Origin of the sequence: Shewanella sp. HL-SH2, assembly GCF_051164935.1 — a bacterium.
In the GTDB taxonomy this organism is placed as follows: Bacteria; Pseudomonadota; Gammaproteobacteria; order Enterobacterales; family Shewanellaceae; genus Shewanella; species Shewanella glacialimarina.
The window spans coordinates 3,629,192-3,647,813 of the sequence record NZ_CP195035.1 but is presented as its reverse complement, the minus strand read 5'-3'; the positions used below and the strand labels follow the sequence as shown (position 1 = coordinate 3,647,813).

The following is an 18,622-nucleotide window of genomic DNA, read 5'->3' as shown; positions in this document are numbered from 1 at the left end:
CAGTGTGACTCTAACTAACTACTTTCACCGTTTTTGGGGAGTTTGATGAGTAGTATAATATTTATGGGATTTACCGTTCCCGATAATGTAATTTCTAAAATTCTTGAGTCTGATCCTAATATGCCTATTCAAACTCATAAATTTGCTTGGTCTTTTGTCGAGGCTTTATCATGTAATGGTGTTGATGTTGAATGTATTTCTTCTGATCCAGTTTCAAATTTTCCTTTGTATCATCAACGTTTTTTTAAAAGTCATAAATATTTTAGTAAGAACCTTAATATTAAGACTATATCTTTCATAAATATAATAATCCTTAAACATCTAAGTCGTTTTTTTTCAAGTTTTTTAGAATTGTTCAAGCGTAGGTCTTTGAACAAGACTATAATAATCCATGGTATACACACTCCATTTCTTTTGTCTGCATTTATTTCTAAGTTGTTATTTAAATTTAAAGTTGTAGTTATTCTTACAGACCCCGCAGGTATTTTTAATAGACACGATACTGATTTTACTAAATTATTAAAGCGAATTGATAAAAGAGTCGTACTCTATTTATTGGATAAAATGGATGGGTCTATTACTTTAACAGATAGTTTATTTACCGATTACATGCCCAATAGACCAAATCTTTTAGTTGAAGGGATTGTTTCATCTAATTCAAACGGTGTTATAAGACTTGACCGAACTTCGAACATTACGTTTGCTTATACTGGTGGGTTGTACGAAAAATATGGAGTTAAAAATTTAGTTGATGCTGTAATTTCAATTGGAGATCCTAAAATTAGACTGAAAATATTTGGTTTGGGAGATTTAAATGAGTACATATCGTCTTTAGCGAGGAAAAGCGAGTTAGTTTCATACTATGGCTTCGTTTCTCCCGATAATTTAATTGATAACCTTTCCGATGTAAATGTTTTGGTAAACCCTCGTCCCGTAGATTTGGATTTTATTAAGTATTCCTTTCCATCTAAATTACTTGAATATATGTGTGCGGGGGTTTGTGTTCTTACTTCACGCCTTCCTACAATACCTTCAGGTTATGATGATTACTTAATTTATTTAGACGATACAAGTGTTGAAGGTATAAAAAGAAAGATGATTGAATTGTCGACTATTAAAATAGGTGATTTAGATTCACTTGGAAGTGCAGCCCGTAATTATGTTTTGAGTGATAAATCTTCTGCCGTTCAGGGGAAACGTATCAAAGCTTTTTTGAATTCGTTGTGAGTAAGAGGTTTAATAATGTTTAAGAATAAAGTTTTATTGATAACTGGGGGAACAGGTTCTTTCGGTAACGCTGTCCTACGTCGTTTTTTAGATAGTAATATTTCTGAAATTCGTATTTTCTCCCGTGATGAGAAAAAGCAAGATGATATGCGCAAAAGATTCAACTCTGACAAGTTGAAGTTTTATATTGGTGACGTTCGCGATTATCAAAGTGTTTCAAATGCTATGCGTGGTGTCGATTATATTTTTCATGCTGCAGCACTGAAACAGGTACCATCTTGTGAGTTTTATCCTCTAGAGGCTGTTAAAACTAATGTGATAGGTACTGAAAACGTGCTTGAAGCAGCGATTAATCATGGTGTTAATAAAGTTGTTTGTTTAAGTACAGATAAAGCCGTTTATCCTATTAATGCAATGGGGATATCTAAGGCTATGATGGAGAAAGTGATAGTAGCTAAATCTCGTAATGTTCCTGACGGTATGACAATTTGCACAACACGTTACGGTAATGTAATGGCTTCTCGTGGCAGTGTTATACCACTATTTTGTCGTCAAATTATTGAAGGCAAAGCATTAACCGTTACAGACCCTAATATGACTCGGTTTATGATGACGCTCGATGACGCAGTTGATTTAGTGTTGCACGCTTTCGAAAATGGCAATAATGGTGATATCTTTGTGCAAAAAGCACCTGGTGCCACCATCGATGTACTTACCAAGGCCATTTTTAACATAATGGGTAAGCCTGGGCATACAGTAAACGTTATTGGTACACGTCATGGTGAAAAATTATTCGAAGCGCTTTGTAGCCGAGAAGAAATGTTTGTAGCCGAAGACCAAGGCGATTATTTTCGCGTTCCTGCTGATAACCGTGATTTAAATTATGCTCAATTTACAGACGAAGGTGAACAAGACCTCTCTAAAGTCGAAGACTATAATTCCCATAATACACAGGGTCTTGATGTCGCAGGTATGGAACAACTGCTGCTTAAACTTGATTTTATGAGAGAGATAAAAGCGGGCAATTTAGTGGTTCCAGAGGGCGTATAAATGAATATTGTTGTAACGGGAGCAAATGGTTTTATTGGCAAGAATTTACGAGTCTTTTTAGAAGAAGCAGGTTTTGACTCTATAACCACTATTACCAGCTCTGATAGTAAAGACGATATTTTATCAAAAGTTGCCACTGCAGATTTTATTTATCATTTAGCTGGCATAAATCGACCTGTTAATGAAGATGATTTTAAAACTGGTAACACGGATTTGACTGCATTAATAGTCAATCATCTGATTAAATTAGATAAAAAAACTCCTGTTGTTTTAACTTCTTCTATACAAGCTGAACGAGATAATCCCTATGGTGTCAGTAAAGCTGCTGCCGAGGAGGTTGTTATTTCATATCAAAAGCTTACAGGTGCTCCAGTTTACATATACAGATTACCTAATGTTTTTGGTAAATGGTGTAAGCCTAATTACAATTCTGCAATTGCTACATTTTGTCATAATACGGTCAATGATTTGCCCATAAACATTCACGATGCTAACGCTCAACTTTCTCTTGTTTATATTGATGATGTTTGCGAAGCGTTTATCAGCTTAATGCCAAATGATGATTCCGTGTTGCAAGACGTAGGCTATAAAAACATATCACCCGTTTATCAAACTACTGTTGGTGCGGTTGTCGATTTGCTGCAGAAATTTAAAGTAAGTAGGGACTCCTTAGTAACGGAGGAGGTTGGTGTTGGGTTTACCCGGGCTTTGTATTCAACTTACTTAAGTTACTTTCACCCAGAACACTTTGCCTATACTGTTCCTGGTTATACCGATCCCCGTGGTACTTTTGTGGAAATGTTAAAGACTCACTCTGCTGGGCAGTTTTCATTTTTTACCGCGCACCCAGGAATTACTCGTGGTGGACATTATCATCATACTAAAAATGAAAAGTTCCTTGTGATAAAAGGTAAAGCTTGTTACCGATTTAAACATATTGGTACTGACGAGCAGTATGAGCTCATTACTGATGCGAGTGACTATAAAATTGTAGAAACAGTCCCAGGTTGGACGCATGATATTACTAATATTGGCGAAGATGAGCTTATTGTAATGTTGTGGGCAAATGAAATTTTTGATCGAAATAAACCCGATACTATAGCGAGACCCTTAGTATGACCCAGAATACAATAGCTAAAATGAAAGTAATGACTGTCGTTGGAACCCGTCCTGAAATTATTCGTTTATCACGGGTTATTGCTAAGTTGGACGAACACTGTGAACATATTTTAGTTCACACAGGGCAGAATTATGATTTTGAATTAAATCAAGTTTTTTTTGATGATCTTGGTGTTAGAAAACCTGATTATTTTTTAAATGCTGCTGGTAAAAATGCTGCAGAAACTATTGGTCAAGTCATTATAAAAGTTGATCAAGTGTTGGAAGAGATTATGCCTGATGCCATGCTGGTTTTAGGTGATACAAACTCTTGTTTGTCAGCTATCCCTGCGAAGCGACGTAAAGTTCCTATTTTTCATATGGAAGCGGGTAATCGTTGCTTCGACATGCGTGTGCCAGAGGAGATAAATAGAAGAATCGTTGATCACACATCAGATATTAACCTTACATACAGCTCTATCGCTCGCGATTACCTTTTAGCTGAGGGGTTGCCTGCAGATAGGGTTATTAAAACGGGTAGCCCAATGTTTGAGGTGTTAACTCATTATATGCCTCAGATTGAGTTATCAGATGTTTTAGCTCGTTTAAATTTACAAAAAGGCCAATTCTTTGTAGTGAGTGCTCATCGCGAAGAAAATGTTGATTCACCAAAGCACCTTGCTAAACTTGCTGAAACGTTAAATACAGTGGCTGAGCATTATGGTTTACCTGTTATTGTATCGACTCACCCTCGTACAAGAAACCGTATTGAGGCTCAAGGAATTGAGTTTCATCCAAATATTCAACTATTAAAGCCTTTAGGTTTTCATGATTATAATCATTTGCAGAAATACGCTAAAGCAGTGTTATCTGACAGTGGCACTATTAATGAGGAATCTTCGATCATGAATTTCCCTGCGCTGAATTTGCGTGAGGCACATGAGCGACCAGAAGGAATGGAAGAAGCATCAGTAATGATGGTGGGCCTAGGTGTTGAACGTGTAATGCAAGCACTGCAGATTTTAGAAAGTCAACCATGTGGCGATATACGTTTATTGCGTCCGGTTTATGATTACAGTATGCCTAATGTATCCGATAAAATTATTAGAATTATTCATTCTTATACAGATTATATAAAACGTGTTGTTTGGAAAGAATATTAATGAGAATTTTGTTTATTAGTCAGTTATTTGATCCTGAATATTCAATAAAGGGATTGGAGCTGATGAAATACTGGCGTGATCAAGGGCATGATGTTGAAGTATTGACGACTTTTCCGAATTATCCGACAGGAAAAGTATTTGATGGTTATAAAGTTAAGCTTTATAACCAAACTGATATTGATGGCATAAAAGTGACACGATTATGGTCGTATATTTCTCACTCAAAATCTAAAATATCAAGAGCAAGTTCGTACATAAGCTTCACAATAATGGCCTTGTTGTTTTCAATTTTAAAAAAAAATTGATGTGGTATATACCTATCATCCGCAATCTACAACGGGATTGATTGGTTTGTTAATGTCTAAGCTTAGACGTGTACCATTTATTACCGATGTACAAGATCTTTGGCCAGATGCTTTGATTGCAACAGGCATGAATCCTCAAAGTGTGATTGTCAGGTTTCTTGGCCGTTGGTGTTCATTAATTTTTCAACACGCATCCCATATTATTGTGTTATCAAACGGCTTTAAAGAAAAATTAATAGCTCGCGGTGTAGCGGAATCTAAAATTTCTGTCGTTTACAATTGGTGTCCGGAAGAAAGTCAAATTGAGAAAGTGCTTAAAGAAAGAGCAACTTCTACACTGACAACAGACCCAAACCAATCCGCTAAATTCCTTTACGCCGGTAATATGGGGGCCGCGCAATCTTTACGTTCACTCATTCAAGCCGCTGCTACTTTTTCAAAAGATGAAATTGAATTGACGTTAATTGGTGGTGGCGTTGAAAGGAATGAACTTCAAGCTTACATTAATAAAAACAACATTGATAATGTACTTATTAGGGATTATGTTCCCTCGAGTCAGATTTTTTATAACCTCTCTGAAGCTGATATTTTAGTTGTACATTTAAAAGATGATCCACTATTTCGTATTACTATACCTTCTAAAACTCAATCGTCGTTAGCTATTGGTAAGCCAGTTTTGATGGCTGTTGGTGGTGAGGCTAATGAGTTATTATTGCAAGCTAATGCTGGTGCTGTATCAGAGCCTGCCGATGTTGATTCTATAAGGGCTTCTATGGTTGTACTATTAGCAGCTCGTCATCAATGGGCTGATTTGGGTAATAACGCAAGAGCTTTTTATCTCGAAAATTTGTCAACTGCTAGTAATTATAAAAAAATTGATATTGTTTTGAAAAAGGTTGTAAATGAATATGCAAATTAGGAATGCTAATTTAGACGATATTGCCCAGATAGTAGACGTTCATATTAACTCATTTGAAGGTTTTTTTTTAACAACGCTTGGCCGTCGATTTCTTACCTTGCTTTATAAAGGGTTCTTAGAAACTGAAAGCGGAATATTAAGAGTTTCTTGTATTGAGCAGCGAATTTGCGGTTTTTCTGCTGGCTCTACTCTTCCTGACACTTTTTTTTCAGAGCTTAGGCAGAGACATTGGTTTAAATTTTTCATTGCAGCCTTGCCAAGTTTGATATCGAATCCTATTGTCGTTTTTAAAAAATTATTTCACGCTATATTCTACAAAGGTGATGGTATTGAAACGCTACCGAATGCAGCTTTACTTAGTAGTTTAGCTGTAGACCCTAATTATTCAGGTAAGGCCGTGGGCAGTGCTTTATTAGCGGATTTTGAGGAACAAGTTCGTCACAACGGTGGACTGGAATATGTATATTTAACCACTGATAAAAATAGCAATGAACGAGTGATTGGATTTTACACAAAAGCCGATTACTTTCAAGAGTCTCAGTTTAGCCAATCCGGCAAAAGAATAATGCTTCGATTTGTAAAAAAAATATCTAATAAAGAGGTTGTATAATGAGTGATTTTTTACCCTTTGCTTTACCCGAAATTGGTGAGGAAGAAATTAATGAAGTTATTGATTCCTTGCGAAGCGGTTGGGTGACTACGGGTCCTAAAGCTAAACGACTAGAGGAAGATTTTACTTCCTTTCTTGGTCTCGAAGGGCTCGAGTCAATTGCTGTGAATTCTGCAACCTCTGGACTTCATCTTGCGCTTGAAGCCGTTGGTGTAGGTCTTGGGGATGAAGTTATTGTTCCTACTTATACTTTTACCGCAACAGCTGAAATAGTACGATATCTTGGTGCTACACCAGTAATGGTCGATGTTGATCCCAAAACCTTTAATATGACCAGTAAAAGCTTTGAAAACGCTATAACCTCTAAAACTAAAGCTGTGGTACCCGTTCATTTTGCAGGTTTAGCATGTGATATGGATGCTATAATCGCTATCGCAAAAAAGAATAATATTAAAGTTGTTGAAGATGCAGCTCATGCATTACCGACAATTTATAAAGGTAATCTGATAGGGACTTTAGACAGTGATGTGACCGTTTTTAGCTTTTATGCAAATAAAACCATGACAACGGGTGAAGGTGGAATGGTTGTTACTGCAAATCCTGATATAGCTAAGCGTTGCAAAGTTATGCGTTTACATGGCATAAGCCGTGACGCATTTGACCGTTATACATCAACAAAACCTTCATGGTTTTATGAAATTATTGCGCCAGGTTACAAATATAATATGCCTGATATTGCCGCATCTATTGGTATTCATCAGCTAAAAAAATTACCTGGTTTTCAGATTAAAAGACAGCAAATGGCTGAGTACTATAATGATGCATTAAAGGACTTGCCTATAGAACTTCCAGCAATGCCTTCACCTGACAGTTCCCATGCTTGGCATTTGTACGCTATACGATTGCAACCTGCTGCAAATATTTCTCGTGATTTGTTCATTGAAAAAATGTCTGAACATGGTATTGGATGTTCTGTGCATTTTATTCCCTTACATTTACATCCATACTGGCGTGATACTTATCAGTTGTCTCCTGATATGTATCCCGTTGCACAAAGTATTTACGAAACAGAAGTATCGTTACCACTTTACACAAAGATGACGAGCGAAGATCTTGCTCGTGTTGTTGAGACTGTAAAAAAGGTATTATCTAATGCTTAAGAGGTTATTTGACATTTTTGCCTCTTTTGTCGGGCTTATATTTCTTATCCCGTTGTTTTTATTAGTCAGCATATGGATTAAATTAGATTCTAGCGGACCTGTTTTTTATCGACAACAGCGAGTTGGTCGATACGGAAAGTTGTTTGCAATTCATAAGTTTAGGACCATGAGATTAGATACTGAAAATGTAAGTCAGCTGACTATTGGTGATGATTGTCGCATCACGCATTCTGGAAAATTTCTAAGAAAATTCAAAATTGATGAACTGCCACAACTCATAGATGTTTTAATTGGAACGATGAGTTTAGTTGGACCCAGACCAGAAGTTGAAGAGTTTATAGACTGTTATCCTGCAGACATTCGTGAGAAAGTACTTTCTGTTCGACCGGGCATAACCGATAGGGCATCGATTGAAATGGTTGATGAAAGTAATATCCTAAGTGGCTATCCCGACCCCCAAAAAGCATATATAGATATTATTTTACCGAGAAAACAAGCATGTTATTTAAAATATGTAGAAGAGCATAGTTTTTTAGGTGATTTAAATATTATTTTTTCTACATTATTTAAAATATTTAATAGAAAGTGAGTTTATGAAAATTGCAGTTGCTGGAACAGGTTACGTCGGTTTATCTAATGCTATGCTTCTTGCACAACATAATGAAGTGATTGCTATCGATATAATAGCTGAAAAAGTAGCAATGCTTAATCAAAAAAAATCACCGATTGTTGATGCGGAAATTGAAGATTATTTAGCTAATAGAAATCTCGATTTTACAGCTACATTGGATAAAAAATTAGCTTATAGTGATGCAGATTATGTCATAATTTCTACTCCAACAGATTACGATCCAGAAACTAATTACTTTAATACATCTTCAGTTGAAGCTGTAATTAAAGATGTTTTAACTATTAGCCCATCAGCTGTAATGGTGATCAAATCTACAGTGCCAGTTGGGTACACCAAAAGTGTACGTGAAAAGTATAATACCGATAATATTATTTTTTCACCAGAATTTTTACGTGAAGGTAAAGCGCTTTATGATAACCTTTATCCTTCTCGTATTATTGTCGGTGAGCGTTCTCAGCGTGCTAAAGTATTTGCTAACCTTTTACTTGAAGGTGCTGTAAAAAGTAATATTGAAGTCCTGCTTACTGATTCAACTGAAGCAGAAGCTGTTAAATTGTTTTCTAATACCTATTTAGCTTTGCGTGTAGCATACTTTAATGAACTTGACACTTATGCCGAAACACATGGGTTAGATGCTCGTCAAGTTATTGAAGGTGTAGGTTTAGATCCTCGAATTGGTAAACATTACAATAATCCATCATTTGGCTATGGTGGATATTGCTTACCTAAAGATACCAAGCAATTACGTGCTAATTACGCAGACGTACCAAATAACATTATTAGTGCAATAGTTGATGCGAATACTACTCGTAAAGATTTTATTGCCGAGTCAATTGTAAAGCGGAATCCTAAACGTGTTGGAATTTATCGATTAATCATGAAGTCTGGTTCTGACAATTTCCGAGCATCGAGTATTCAGGGGATAATGAAGCGTATAAAAGCAAAAGGAATCGAAGTTGTTGTATACGAGCCTGTACTTCAAGAAGATGAATTTTTTAACTCTAAAGTTATTAAGTCACTTGAAGAGTTTAAAGCGAGTTGTGATGTGATCGTGTCTAACCGTATGGTTGATGAAATTCGTGATGTTGCGGATAAAGTGTATACTCGCGATTTATTCGGTTCTGATTAATTTTAGTTGTTCTGCCAGCCGAATAAGCCTATCTATTCGTACACACTCAATATTCTCTTGAACTTACGTCTACGTTGTTAATTTTTTATCTCAATTTATCTTGTTTTGTCATTGTCAAGCCTATATCAGCCAATGTCTTATTGAATATTGTGCTGATATTGTCTTTCCATACAACATAACTTTTATCAATAATGTACACTCGTGTTAAAATTGATGTTTTGACTCGTTATACAAGCTTTTATGTAGATAAGATTTTTGATTATTATGAATATTATGAATTTGGAGCGGAAAATGGATTTTTTGCAAACATTATTTGGACTTAAACGTTCACATAAACGTGTTGTAAGTTTAGTCATTGATTCAATCTTTCTTTGTTTTGCTTTTTGGGCGGCATTGTTAGTTCGGGTTGATGACATTAGCGTATTAGCAGATGCAAGTTACTGGTTGTTAGTGGCTATTGTGGTGCCTTTTAGTTTAGTGGCTTTTACCAAACTTGGTTTATATCGCGCTGTATTGCGCTATATGGGCCTGCAAGCTTTGACGGCTATCTTTTTAGGCGTTGTGGTATCAACTATTACATTAGTTATCGCGTCCTATTTCACTGATGCGTTACTTCCTCGCACTGTTCCCATTATTTATGCTGCTTTTGCTATTGTGTTTATTGGCGGTACGCGCGCGATTGTTAGATCGCTTGTAGGTTCTGGCGTCAAACGTATCGGTGAGCCCGTAATTATTTATGGTGCAGGTGTTAGTGGTCGTCAATTATTAACGTCATTAGTTCTTAGCCATGAATACTACCCATTTGCCTTTGTCGATGATGATGATGCATTGCATGGCACGGTTGTTCAAGGGGTGCATGTGCATTCCCCATCGATTATTCGTAAGTTGATTAAGCAGAAAAAGGCGACCAAAGTGTTATTGGCCATGCCCAGTGCTAGTCGCGTTAAACGTCAAGATATTCTAAATCGATTAGAGCCATTATCGGTTCAAGTATTAACCATTCCCGCTATGGCTGATTTAGTCAATGGTACAAAGCTATATAGTGATATTAAAGAAGTTGAAATTGATGATCTTTTAGGTAGGGATTCTGTCGCACCAAGAAAAGATTTATTATCTGCCAATATTAAAGATAAGGTGGTCATGGTGACGGGGGCTGGCGGCTCTATTGGCTCTGAACTTTGTCGTCAAATATTAAAGCAAGCACCCAAAAAATTGGTTTTATTCGAATTGTCTGAATATTCTTTATATGCAATTGAAAGGGAATTGAGCGCGACTGCAATTGAACTGGGTTTGAATGTCCGTATTTTACCCATGATGGGGTCAGTTCAGCGCGAGAATCGCGTTCAAGCCATTATGGAATCTTTTGGGGTACAAACTGTTTATCATGCCGCCGCCTACAAACATGTACCATTAGTTGAACACAACGTGGTAGAAGGCGTTCGCAACAACGTATTTGGGACTCTTTACACCGCTAGAGCGGCTATTGCCGCAAAGGTAGAAACTTTTGTTTTAGTGTCAACCGACAAAGCGGTTCGTCCTACCAATGTGATGGGCACGACTAAACGTATGGCTGAATTAGTGTTACAAGCCTTTGCTAAAGAAAAGAATAGCACTCGTTTTTGCATGGTACGATTTGGCAACGTTCTAGGTTCATCAGGCTCAGTAGTGCCTTTATTTCGTAGTCAAATCGCAAATGGCGGTCCTGTCACTGTTACACATCCAGAGATCACCCGTTTCTTTATGACCATTCCTGAGGCTTCACAACTTGTTATTCAAGCGGGCTCAATGGGTAAAGGCGGAGATGTCTTTGTATTGGATATGGGGAAATCGGTTAAGATTGTTGATTTAGCAGCCAAGATGATCCGTTTGAGTGGTTTTGAAGTGCGTGATGAGACCAACCCTGACGGTGATATAGCAATCGAGTTTAGTGGTTTGCGACCAGGTGAAAAACTATACGAAGAGCTGCTTATTGGTGATGATGTTACTGGTACTGAGCACGAACGTATCATGACTGCTAATGAGTTATGTTTGACTTGGAATGAATACGCTAAAATTCTTGAACGTTTGGATAGTGCTTGTCATAATTTCGACCATGAAGCTATTCGTGAAATCTTATTGAAAACACCAACAGGTTTTGCACCTACAGATGGTATCTGTGATTTGTTGTATCAGCAAACAGAGAAAAATTCAGTTTCAAGCAATAATGTTATTAAATTGGCTTAGGTTCAAAAGCGTTAACCAATAAACCCGACATTATGTTGGGTTTATTTTTTGAAGGATTATGTATGAAAGTTGTTATTCCTGTCGCTGGTTTGGGTACTCGCATGTTACCCGCCACAAAAGCCATTCCGAAAGAAATGTTGCCTTTAGTGGATAAACCGTTAATTCAATATATTGTAGATGAGTGTGTGGCAGCTGGTGTTAAAGAGATCGTTTTAGTGACTCATGCGAGTAAAAATGCGATTGAAAACCACTTTGATAAATCGTACGAGCTTGAATCTACACTTGAGAAGCGCGTAAAACGTCAGCTACTTGAAGAAGTACAAGCTATTTGCCCCAAAGATGTAACGATTATGCATGTGCGTCAAGGTGAAGCCAAAGGTCTAGGTCATGCGGTGTTGTGTGCTAAACCTTGTATCGGTAATAATCCTTTTATCGTTGTATTACCTGATGTGATTTTAGACCAATACAGTGCTAATCAAAAAACTGACAATCTCGCGGCAATGATTAAACGTTATAAAGACACTTTAGCCAGTCAGATTATGGTTGCGCCGGTTCCAGAATGTGACGTTAATAAATATGGCATAGCCGATTGTGATGGGGCCGACATAGCACCTGGTGATTCGGCGAAGATTAAAGCTATGGTTGAAAAACCTGATGTGGGTGAGGCGCCGTCTAATTTAGCGGTTGTAGGCCGTTATGTGCTATCTGAGAAAATATGGCCATTACTTGCTAAAACGCCAGCGGGTGCGGGAGATGAAATCCAGTTAACCGACGCGATTGATATGTTGATTGAGCAAGATATTGTTGAAGCGTTTCATATGACAGGTAAGTCGCATGATTGTGGTGATAAGCTAGGTTATATGACAGCTTTTGTTGAGTATGGTTTGCGTGATCCCAAGTTAGGTGTCGCTTTTCAAGCTGAACTTAAAGCATTGCTTAATACGTTTTAACATTCCTTGTTCGTAAGTTGCCCTTGAAAATTTATTTAGGCCTTGAGTGAAAACTCGAGGCTTTTTTCGTTTTGAAAGGGATTTTATTGATTTAAAGCAGATCCCGGCCCAGAAGCGTTACCGGGATGACGTAGGTGTTTTTAAGGTTGTTGTCACACTTGATCACAATCCGTCACATCACTTCATCCCAGTAGCTGCTTCTATTTCGTCATCCCCGAGATCTGTTATCGGGGATCCAGGTTTTGGTTTTTGGCGTCATATAAAGCAGATCCCGGCCCAGAAGCGTTACCGGGATGACGTCGGTGTTTTTAAGGTTGTTGTCACACTTGATCATACTCAATCACAATCAGTCACACCCCGGCCCCCAGTTACAGCTCCCATTTCGTCATCCTGGGGATCTAGGTTTTGGTATTTGGCGTCATATAAAGCAGATCCCGGCCCAGAAGCGTTGCCGGGATGACGTTGAGGTTTTTAAGGTTGTTGTCACACTTGATCAAGCTCAGCCACGCTATGCCACCTACTTCAACCTCAGTCCTCAGCCCTCAGCCAAACAGAGTCCCCTGTGGCTGTTTCTATCTTTCATCCTCCATATCCATGTGGTAAGCCTCATTTCGTCATCCATGTGGCTGCTTCTATTTCGTCATCCCCGAGATCTGTTATTGGGGATCTCTCTTTTCGTTTAGGCTGTTTTCTGTGCTAAGTTAAGTCTATCTAAAATATAAAAGGGATTTTTATGCGGATACTTCATCATGGGGCGGTTAATGGGGTGACAGGCTCTTGTCACCAATTGGATATCAATCAAGGTGAGGCTTTATCGAGTTACCTTATCGATTGTGGCTTGTTTCAAGGCGCTGAAACGGCGGGTAAGTCTTCTGCTCAGCAGCTTCAAATTGAGTTTGATATTAGTGCTATTCAAGCGCTAATTGTCACCCATTGTCATATTGACCATGTCGGTCGCATCCCTTATTTAATTGCTGCAGGTTTTGATAAGCCGATTTATGCCACTAAAGCGACTGCGGCATTGTTGCCGTTAGTGATTGAAGATGCATTAAAAATTGGCGTGACGCGTGATAAAAAATTAATTGATGCTTTTTTATTGCGGCTTGAGTCATTAATACGGCCGATAAATTATCATCAATGGGTATCATTGCCGCTTGTTGACTCCACTACTAAGCAGGATGAAGTGACAGAGGTCAAACTTAAGTTTAAACCCGCAGGGCATATCTTAGGTTCAGCCTATGTTGAGTTTGACCTGATAGGTAAAGCAAAGCATCGAGTGGTGTTTTCGGGGGATTTAGGTGCAACTTATGCTCCTTTATTGGCCAGTCCACGTAGTCCTTATCGTGCCGATACGTTAGTCATTGAATCTACCTATGGTGATAAGAATCATCAGGGTCGAAAAGACCGCAGTAAGTTACTTAAGCAGATTATTGAAAAGTGTGTTGCCGATAATGGTGTGGTACTTATTCCAGCATTTAGCATTGGCAGAACTCAAGAGTTATTATATGAGTTTGAAAACATTATAGCTAAAAACCAGCATAATCCTATTTGGCAAAATATTGATATTATTGTCGACTCTCCCATGGCGGCTAAATTCACCCAGAAGTACCTAGAATTCCAAGCTTTATGGGATAGTGAAGCTAAACGGGTGGTGAATAAAGGCCGTCACCCGTTAGATTTTGAGCAACTTTATACTATCGATAGTCATCAAGACCATCTAGCGGTGATCAATTACCTAGATTCCCGTAATAAGCCTGCCATCGTTATTGCAGCCTCAGGCATGTGCAGTGGTGGTCGGATTATGAATTACCTAAAACGCTTTTTATCTGAGCCTACCGCTGATGTGTTGTTTGTTGGCTATCAAGCTCAAGGTACTCCGGGTAGAGACATTCAAAACTTTGGCCCGAAAGGTGGCTATATAATGTTGGATGACGAACGTATCGATATTAAAGCCGGTGTGCATACAATAAGCGGTTACTCAGCCCATGCTGACCAGGCTAATTTAATTAACTTCGTCAAACGCATGCATCATAAACCCAAACATATTCGCATAGTGCATGGTGATGATGAAGCTAAACAGGCACTGGCTGGCAAGTACCGTCAACTATTACCCGATTGTGAGGTTGAGATAGGTGGCCAATAATGATGTATAAAGCCTAACAACGAGGGCTAGTTCTTTGATTTGGTTTTAACATTTAAAAATGCCATTCATTATTAATGAGTGGCATTTTTTTCAGCGCAAGTTGGCGGTGGGAAGGACTTTGGTGAAAGTATTGTGTATTCTGTGTTAACAATAAGTTTTAAACTAAAAAGAAATCTATGACCTCGTCAGAAGACTCGTTATTGAGAACGTTTTTGTGCTTGTGCAATTCAAAAACTCCAGTTTCGGTACTCAAGCTCGCTTTGTTAGACTTTTCTAATGAAGAACAACTCAAGTGGCTTATTGAGCGCCATAGAGTGTGGAACCTGGTTGCTGCTGCGGTAAAAAAGCTTGATGCAGACAATTTTTCACTAAACTTCCGTCTATGGTTAAGTGCTGCTGCAGCTGATTGCAAGCAAAAAACATTACAGCAATTTAAAGTGCAGTCAGAGTTATCTAAGCAGCTGAATGACGTTGAGGTTAATTATCATTTCTTTAAGGGCATAGATTTAAGTTTACGTCTTTATGGTGATCTTAATTGTCGTTTCTCTAGTGATATTGATTTGTTGATTTCAGTTCAAGACGCTATAAAAGCAGAACAAGTATTACTAAAATATGGTTATAAGCCCATAAGTGACTCCTTTACTGATATTGCGCCAAGCAGTGTTATTCAGGGGGTATTTTACAAGGATAAAGGGTACCATGCTTTCGGCTTACCGAAAATTGAGCTGCATACTCGAGTGAATAATGAGGATACGCAGTTTTCTAAGGCGGTTACTGCATCCCTATTAGATGGGTTGGTAGGCGTGTCGATTATTGAATACCTTTACTTGTGTGTTCATGCGATGAAGTCAAATTGCCATCGAGTAAAATGGCTAATCGATTTAGCATTTTATTATGAAAAACTTAATCAGCATATTCCTGATTGGGATAAGGTAAAGTGGGCAGAAGCGCATAAGTTTGGGGTTACTCGTCAGGTTATTGCGTGTGAGTACTTAATGGCAAAATATCTTGATATTACAGTTACACCACAAGGTTTTATTGGCTTAAAAAGTTATTGTAATTGGGTAAGCGATTTATGGCTGCGTGAATATCGCTCTATCGCTTCAATAAAGAAGCTCATGTGCCCTTTGCTTATGAACAGCAAATTTGAGCATAGACGTAAAGCTTTTACCATATTGTTGTTTTGCCCAAGCGATAGTGATAAGGCATTTATAGATCATTATGCAAAAAGTGATGGCCGATATATTATGCTACTTTTACCTTTTAGAAAAATTATTAGTTACACGAAAAAGAAATGGTTAAGACTTATCAATGAGCAATGAAGTAACTAACAATGAAATTCTTATATAAAAAATTACATGCTTTTAAAAAGCATGAATTGTTTTTTAAAATTGGGTTTGTTTTTGCTTGGATATCACTTGGAATTGCCAGAGCAATAGTGCTGATTTTCCCATTTGCGCGTGTCGCGCCCTATTTAGGTGTATCAGTTGCCAGCTTTGATACCCAGCCTCTAGTCATCACAAAGCTAAGTGAGCAACAACTGAAGCGTGCACGTCAAATTTCTCGTTTAGTGGTGAATACCGCTCGATATTGTCCTTGGCATGCTAACTGTTTTGCGCAAGCAATTGTTGCGCGTGTTTTACTTGGGATGTTTGGCTTACCCTATCGTTTGTATTTTGGTTTACGGCGTGAAAATACCAGTTTGAAAGCGCATGCATGGGTGTGCTGTAATCAGCTGTTTATCACGGGTGACAATGGTTTTAAACATCACTCAGTGGTTGGTTGTTATTGTTGTTCACAATGTGATTTTGCAACTAAGGTTAGTGCTTAAATGCCAATGACGATTAAAAACAGAATTAAGGCTTTATTATTAAGGAGGCGTCCATTATTTCGATTAAGTTGGCGATATGGTTTACCGTGTGACGACTATATTAAATTACACCGATGGGTAATGTTGCGCTCTTTGCAAAAGCAGCCGTTGTTGTTGGTTAGTTTTATTTACTCATTGATTAGCTGGTATATTTGTTGGTTTTGGGTAGCGGCGTATCGATCGTTCCTTAAATTTAATCAGCAAGCCGTCGCTGATGAAGTATCCATACCTTCACAAATATTCGGTTTGTTGAGGGCAGGATTAGGTCAAGGTATTTCAGGTTTTGACTATTATCGTTTTAAGCTTTATCAGACTTCTTCAATGCTATGGTGGCAATACGTATTTGATTTTCAATTACCTTTTTTTCATTCCACATATCAATTTAATGCAATTAGTCCAACCTCACAGGCTTTTTTGAGTAATAAATTAACCTTTGCTCAGCGCTTGTCTAAAGCTGGCGGTCAAACCGTTGCTACCCTTGATCGTGTTAACCTAAACGATAATTGGGCTATAGAAGCGTGGTTAAAGTTGTCTGATAACGTTTTTATTAAACCGGAATCAGCATCCAGAAGTATAGGCTGCGTTAGCCTAACGAGACATGATACCGATTGGCAATTTGATTATTTAGGTAAACAGTATTACGGAGATGAAGGGCTTAATGCTGTTAAAGCATTATTGCCAGCATGCAAATATATCGTTCAACCTTTATTGAGCCATCATTCTGAAATGAGTGCTTGGCAGGATAGTGATAAAACTATTACGTTGAGGATTGTAAGTTGTCTAGAACAGGGTGAATGTCACTTAGTCATCGGTAATCTTGAGCTAAATGATGATTCTCATCGACGGTTTAATGTGTTTGCAATTGATGTAACAAATGGCAGTGTCATATTGGACCAAGACTATCGTGCCAAAGTCATGGGAGTTGATTTAACGACCCGGGTGACAATACCATTTTGGCAGTCTGTAGCTGATGAAATAACACTTGCTCACAGTTTATGTGCAGATGTTCACACTGTCGGGTGGGATGTCGTTATTACCGATACTGAAGTGGTATTACTTGAAGGAAACATAAATTGGGGCGTTAACCCTCTTCAATATGCTGCACAAGCACCATTATTACCGTTATTAATATCACAGAGTAGCCAGTTTGCTGTTACTCCCACTAAAGCGCCAACAGTTGACTTGCGATAACCTCACCATACTCTTTGTATGAAGTGAATTGAGATATTTCTGGAAGTTGCATTGTGTAGCTTTTACATTGATGTTGAAGAATTTGATTCAACAAGAAGAATTGCTGTTCGTGCTTGAATGCGCCGATTAATCTTGGGCGATATACGTTTTTTCGAAGTCGTGTGAATGATTCAAGTTGATTAATTGGGCTGATTTTAGGCTGAATGCATTTTAAGCGTTCAGGTTGAAGATGTATGCATCTTACAATCGGCAACGCCTGTTTAGCCATAAGCTCCAAGGGGATATCCCAACCGAATTTATTAATACCAGGTGCAGTATTTGACAGTTGTGTTGTATCAATCTCCATCGCTTCTAGCTGTACTGGTGACAATTTAAAACGCCTATGGGATGGATGTACATTTAATATACCGTGACTGTCTTGATGCAAAGCGACAATATCGTCACCAAATATATTGATATTGGCTAGTAGTAAAGACGTTGCTAAAGTGCTTTTTCCGCAACCGCTTTCAGCCAATATTATTATTGCGCCTTTATGGGTTTCAATTGCGATACCATGAAGTGGAATGTTGCCCCTAAGATGTAACATCATGCCAAGGCCTGAACCGAGGGTAGCTGTTATGGCATGCGGTTCAGTTAATGTAGTCGGGAAGTCTACAGTGATTAAGCCTTTTTTTTCTAAAAGGAAACGCCCAAAAAGAGCTTGTTTAAAAAGTGCTTTTTCACCATCAAATTGCAGTCTAGTATGAGTTGTAAATTGTGCTGATAACACATTAGGGACCGCTCCTTGTATTATGGATATATCTGCACCGGCATTAGCGAAGGGAGCGGGTAAAGCCAATGACGTTTCTACGTTCATTCCATATATGCGATAAATGTTTAACGGTGACAACTAGAACCCCATTTAATTGATATAAGTATATGCTGGTAAGGCATGATAACTGAATATGTTTACA

17 protein-coding genes are annotated in these 18,622 nt (G+C 38.1%); 16 read left to right on the top strand and 1 reads right to left on the bottom strand.

Annotated elements, in window-relative coordinates; genetic code table 11:
• Positions 1-45 precede the first annotated feature (45 nt).
• The 16 genes from ACRWP9_RS15835 (at position 46) to ACRWP9_RS15760 (ending at position 17,669) form a co-directional block, all read left to right on the top strand.
• Positions 46-1,227 (top strand): glycosyltransferase, encoded by a 1,182-nt coding sequence (locus tag ACRWP9_RS15835; RefSeq protein WP_434926800.1) that lies wholly within the window; start codon positions 46-48, stop codon positions 1,225-1,227.
• 15 nt (positions 1,228-1,242) lie between these two features.
• Positions 1,243-2,277 (top strand): polysaccharide biosynthesis protein, encoded by a 1,035-nt coding sequence (locus ACRWP9_RS15830; RefSeq protein WP_434926799.1) that lies wholly within the window; start codon positions 1,243-1,245, stop codon positions 2,275-2,277.
• Positions 2,278-3,396, top strand: a complete 1,119-nt coding sequence (wbjC, locus tag ACRWP9_RS15825; RefSeq protein WP_434926798.1) for a UDP-2-acetamido-2,6-beta-L-arabino-hexul-4-ose reductase — start codon at positions 2,278-2,280, stop codon at positions 3,394-3,396.
• An 11-nt stretch (positions 3,397-3,407) separates the two neighbouring features.
• On the top strand, positions 3,408-4,538 hold the full coding sequence (gene wecB / locus ACRWP9_RS15820) for a non-hydrolyzing UDP-N-acetylglucosamine 2-epimerase (protein WP_434929095.1): 1,131 nt from the start codon (positions 3,408-3,410) through the stop codon (positions 4,536-4,538).
• The gene (locus tag ACRWP9_RS15815) at positions 4,538-4,843 is read left to right on the top strand and encodes a hypothetical protein (protein ID WP_434926797.1); all 306 of its coding nucleotides are present in this window, start codon (positions 4,538-4,540) and stop codon (positions 4,841-4,843) included. Before wecB ends, ACRWP9_RS15815 begins: the two co-directional genes overlap by 1 nt.
• Positions 4,844-4,895: 52 nt before the next feature.
• The gene (locus tag ACRWP9_RS15810) at positions 4,896-5,762 is read left to right on the top strand and encodes a glycosyltransferase family 4 protein (protein WP_434926796.1); all 867 of its coding nucleotides are present in this window, start codon (positions 4,896-4,898) and stop codon (positions 5,760-5,762) included.
• The gene (locus tag ACRWP9_RS15805) at positions 5,746-6,372 is read left to right on the top strand and encodes a GNAT family N-acetyltransferase (protein ID WP_434926795.1); all 627 of its coding nucleotides are present in this window, start codon (positions 5,746-5,748) and stop codon (positions 6,370-6,372) included. Before ACRWP9_RS15810 ends, ACRWP9_RS15805 begins: the two co-directional genes overlap by 17 nt.
• A complete protein-coding gene (locus ACRWP9_RS15800) occupies positions 6,372-7,532 on the top strand; it encodes a DegT/DnrJ/EryC1/StrS family aminotransferase (RefSeq protein ID WP_434926794.1) in 1,161 nt (386 codons plus the stop codon). Before ACRWP9_RS15805 ends, ACRWP9_RS15800 begins: the two co-directional genes overlap by 1 nt.
• The gene (locus tag ACRWP9_RS15795; protein WP_434926793.1) at positions 7,525-8,121 is read left to right on the top strand and encodes a sugar transferase; all 597 of its coding nucleotides are present in this window, start codon (positions 7,525-7,527) and stop codon (positions 8,119-8,121) included. Before ACRWP9_RS15800 ends, ACRWP9_RS15795 begins: the two co-directional genes overlap by 8 nt.
• Before the next feature lie 4 nt (positions 8,122-8,125).
• Positions 8,126-9,292, top strand: a complete 1,167-nt coding sequence (locus ACRWP9_RS15790; protein ID WP_434926792.1) for a nucleotide sugar dehydrogenase — start codon at positions 8,126-8,128, stop codon at positions 9,290-9,292.
• A 291-nt stretch (positions 9,293-9,583) separates the two neighbouring features.
• Positions 9,584-11,515 carry a polysaccharide biosynthesis protein gene (locus tag ACRWP9_RS15785; RefSeq protein WP_434926791.1) on the top strand — a complete coding sequence of 644 codons (1,932 nt, stop codon included), beginning with the start codon at positions 9,584-9,586 and terminating at the stop codon, positions 11,513-11,515.
• Positions 11,516-11,577: 62 nt separating this feature from the next.
• The gene (gene galU / locus ACRWP9_RS15780) at positions 11,578-12,465 is read left to right on the top strand and encodes a UTP--glucose-1-phosphate uridylyltransferase GalU (RefSeq protein ID WP_434926790.1); all 888 of its coding nucleotides are present in this window, start codon (positions 11,578-11,580) and stop codon (positions 12,463-12,465) included.
• A 733-nt stretch (positions 12,466-13,198) separates the two neighbouring features.
• Positions 13,199-14,608, top strand: a complete 1,410-nt coding sequence (locus ACRWP9_RS15775; protein WP_434926789.1) for an MBL fold metallo-hydrolase RNA specificity domain-containing protein — start codon at positions 13,199-13,201, stop codon at positions 14,606-14,608.
• 176 nt (positions 14,609-14,784) lie between these two features.
• On the top strand, positions 14,785-15,930 hold the full coding sequence (locus ACRWP9_RS15770) for a nucleotidyltransferase family protein (protein ID WP_434926788.1): 1,146 nt from the start codon (positions 14,785-14,787) through the stop codon (positions 15,928-15,930).
• Between the two features lie 11 nt (positions 15,931-15,941).
• Positions 15,942-16,439 (top strand): lasso peptide biosynthesis B2 protein, encoded by a 498-nt coding sequence (locus tag ACRWP9_RS15765; RefSeq protein WP_434926787.1) that lies wholly within the window; start codon positions 15,942-15,944, stop codon positions 16,437-16,439.
• 120 nt (positions 16,440-16,559) lie between these two features.
• Positions 16,560-17,669 carry a sugar-transfer associated ATP-grasp domain-containing protein gene (locus tag ACRWP9_RS15760; RefSeq protein WP_434926786.1) on the top strand — a complete coding sequence of 370 codons (1,110 nt, stop codon included), beginning with the start codon at positions 16,560-16,562 and terminating at the stop codon, positions 17,667-17,669.
• On the opposite strand, the gene ACRWP9_RS15755 is transcribed toward ACRWP9_RS15760, so the two are convergent.
• Positions 17,641-18,525, bottom strand: a complete 885-nt coding sequence (locus ACRWP9_RS15755; RefSeq protein ID WP_434926785.1) for a hypothetical protein — start codon at positions 18,523-18,525, stop codon at positions 17,641-17,643. The two genes, ACRWP9_RS15760 and ACRWP9_RS15755, sit on opposite strands and share 29 nt — an antisense overlap.
• Positions 18,526-18,622 lie beyond the last annotated feature (97 nt).